3 protein-coding genes are annotated in these 2,970 nt (G+C 63.9%); all 3 read left to right on the forward strand.

Annotated elements, in window-relative coordinates; genetic code table 11:
- Nucleotides 1–584: tyrosine-type recombinase/integrase (locus CRM90_RS29715; RefSeq protein ID WP_142391495.1), on the forward strand; the 584-nt coding region annotated here is incomplete at its 5' end.
- Nucleotides 581–931 (forward strand): helix-turn-helix domain-containing protein, encoded by a 351-nt coding sequence (locus CRM90_RS29720; protein ID WP_102810415.1) that lies wholly within the window; start codon nt 581–583, stop codon nt 929–931. The genes CRM90_RS29715 and CRM90_RS29720, both read left to right, overlap by 4 nt.
- A gap of 376 nt (nt 932–1,307) precedes the next feature.
- Entirely contained in the window at nt 1,308–2,432 is a 1,125-nt protein-coding gene (locus CRM90_RS29725) for a site-specific integrase (RefSeq protein ID WP_353617009.1), read from the forward strand.
- Nucleotides 2,433–2,970: the final 538 nt, after the last annotated feature.

Genomic DNA, 2,970 nt, shown 5'->3' on the forward strand with positions numbered 1-2,970 from the left:
CCGATCCTCCCGGTCGAGCAACATGGCGCAACAGGTCAGGCAACCCCGGAGAAGGGCTACGCTTCAACGAGCTGCGCCATCTGCAAACGGTGGACTTCTCCCGCAATGCCCATTCCGGCGAGTTCGGTCGCCATGGCGTCGTTCAGGTGCGCTACAGCAAGGCCAAGAAGGGATCCCCGCCCAAACGCCGCGGCGTCCTCACGGTGTTCAGCTGGACTCCGGAGGTGATCACCGACTGGCTCGCTCACGGGCAGGCGTGCATGGGCGCCGGGCTGGATCTGTTCCCCAGCGAACGAGGCACGCTGGTCGCCGAGAACACCCTGCTGCGCCGGTTCCGTCGCTACTGTCGCGATCTTGAGTTGCCAGAAGGTTTGGATCTGCACTCGCTGCGCCGCTCGTATGCCACCCACCTGATCGAAGACGGCTGGGACGCCAAGTTCGTCCAAGACCAGATGGGCCACGACCATGCCAGCACGACGTCGCTCTACACCTGCGTGTCCAGTGACTACCGGGTGAGCACATTGCGGCGGGCCTTGGATGGCACCATCACGAACGCACTGTCGTCCAGCCCGGAGAGTTCATGAAACGCCAAGTCGACTACACCTGGAGGCTGGCCGAGCTCATGGCCGCCCGCGGAATGCACACCAGCACGCAGCTCATCCCGCTGTTGTTGGAGCGGGGAATTCAACTGTCACGACCGCAGGTTTATCGCGTGGTTCATCAACGCCCCGAACGGATTTCCCTACAGATGTTGGCAGCACTATGCGACATCTTGGGCTGCGGGGTGGAGGACCTGGTGACCGTGACCGCCAGCGACGTCCTTCGACGCAAAGCGTCCTCGGGCCCGCAGGCGGCAGCCAAACCCAACGTCGTCGAACTCAACAAGGCGGTGCGACCTCGGCGAGTCAGGGTGATCGACGATGACGATTAGCCCCAACAGGCGCTCGACCAAACGGGGCCGCCCACTCGTCACTGATGGCGAGTTCCGCTGCAGCCGATGTCAACGAATGGCCAACCAGCGCAGAGCATCCTGGCCCGGCGAACAACTATGCTACAGCTGCTTTTACGCAGCGATGAAAACCCGCGGCACCTGCCCCCAGTGCGGCCACGATGGCATCCTCGCCGGACTCGCCGACGATGCCAACAGGCGGCCGATCTGCTTGTCGTGCGCAAGAATTCCCGGTGATTTCACCTGTCGAGGCTGCGGAACCGACGGCGCCTTCTACCGGCGCGGAGCCTGTGCCCGCTGCTCCCTTCGCCAGGACCTGACGGCGTTGATGATCGACGGCGCTCAACACCAAGACGCCATGGCCCCAATCGTGGAGGCATTGTGCCGAGTGGAGCGGCCCGAAAGCATCCTGAGCTGGAAACGCTCGCCCCGAGTACGAGGGCTGCTGACCGGTCTGGCCAACGGGGAGATCCCGTTGACCCACATGGGCCTCGATGAAGCCGGTTCCGACGAAGCGGTCAACCATCTGCGCAGCATGCTCGAACACGCCGGTGTGCTGCCCGAGCGTGATGAACCGCTGGCCCGGTTCGAGCGATGGCTTTCAGTCAAGCTCGAGGTCCTAACCGAGCCGGCGGTGCGTGGACCCGTCGAACAATTCGCGACCTGGCATCACCTTCGGCGGCTACGTCAGACAACGGTTCCCGGCCAAGAGTCCGCGGCCGCCGTGCGATACGCCAAACAAGAAGTCACCGAGGCCATCAAGTTTCTGACCTGGCTGCACAGCACCCATCACCGCACCCTGGCCACCTGTCTGCAACTCGATGTCGATGAGTGGCTTGCATCGGGCCCCACGACGCGATCAAAGATCCGAAACCTGCTGGCCTGGGCGAAGAAAGCTCAGCTGAACAGGTCAGTGCATATCACTCATCGGCAGGCTCCTCCCAGCCGCTCGCTCACCCAGCAGCAGCGTCTGGCATGGATCCGAGAGCTGCTTACCGGGGATGCCGAAACACTGCCTTACCGCGTCGCCGGAACCCTCCTGCTGCTGTTCGCTCAGCCCCTAACGAGGATCGCGGCCCTGCCGACATCGGCGGTCACGATCACCGACGATGACGTAGAGATCTCACTGGGGCGAGAGCCGATCCCGGTCCCGCAGCCGTTCGCAGACATGCTCACCCACCACGCCCGCAACCGGCCCAATCTCAGAGCCGCCGGTGGGATCGCCATCAGCCCGTGGCTGTTTCCCAGTTTCAACGCCGGCCGGCACGTTGCCCCACAAGTGATCCGGGAGAGGCTCGAACGGCTGGGCATCGATCTGCTCGGCGCCCGGAACACCACCTTGCAAAGCCTCGTCAGCGACGCTCCGCCGCCCGTGGTCGCCGAACTACTCGGCTACAGCTACACCACAACTCAGCTCCACGCCGAGATCGCAGCCCAGCCTTGGGCCCGGTACGCCACCAAACCCTCGCCGACGGCTCTCTGAACCCCACTCCGGGGAGCGGAGCCCGACTCAACCCCCAGGACCCGTCGAGCCGTCAGCCAGCGCCAGGCGCTGCCGGTCGCGCCGAAGCCCGGTCCAGCAAAATCGGCCTTCCCCGCCGCACACGCGCTCATCGCCGCGCTCCATGTCGGCCAGAAGCACTGACCACCTGGACGATCTACCACGCCCGACAGTTACCACGAACCGATGACAACTGACTCGAATACGACCGGACCAAATATGGAGGCTTACCGGTATGTGGGGCGTGTCGGCAGTAGCGGTTGGGGAGTGGCCGAGCCGTCTAAGGTCCTCGCCGCGATTCCAAGACCCGACACACCACCACGGGCCGTCCAGGGCTACCCGCCCGAGCCGAGCACGGATCAGACGCATCTCATTACCAGTTCGACGATCACCTTTCGACCTTGAACTGAAGGGGCACAAACAGCGACAACACCTTTCAGCGTTGAGCGATGACGACCACATCGGGGTCGCGTCCGAAAGTGGGTGTAAAAAGCACCGGCCGGTTCGCGGCTTCGTCGTG

The organism is Mycobacterium sp. ENV421, assembly GCF_002887815.1.
GTDB lineage: Bacteria > Actinomycetota > Actinomycetes > Mycobacteriales > Mycobacteriaceae > Mycobacterium.

What these genes read in the sequence shown, in the direction of transcription:
- CRM90_RS29725 (WP_353617009.1), top strand. Translation starts at nt 1,308, where the DNA reads ATGGCCCCAATCGTGGAGGCATTGTGCCGAGTGGAGCGGCCCGAAAGC.
- CRM90_RS29720 (WP_102810415.1), top strand. Translation starts at nt 581, where the DNA reads ATGAAACGCCAAGTCGACTACACCTGGAGGCTGGCCGAGCTCATGGCC.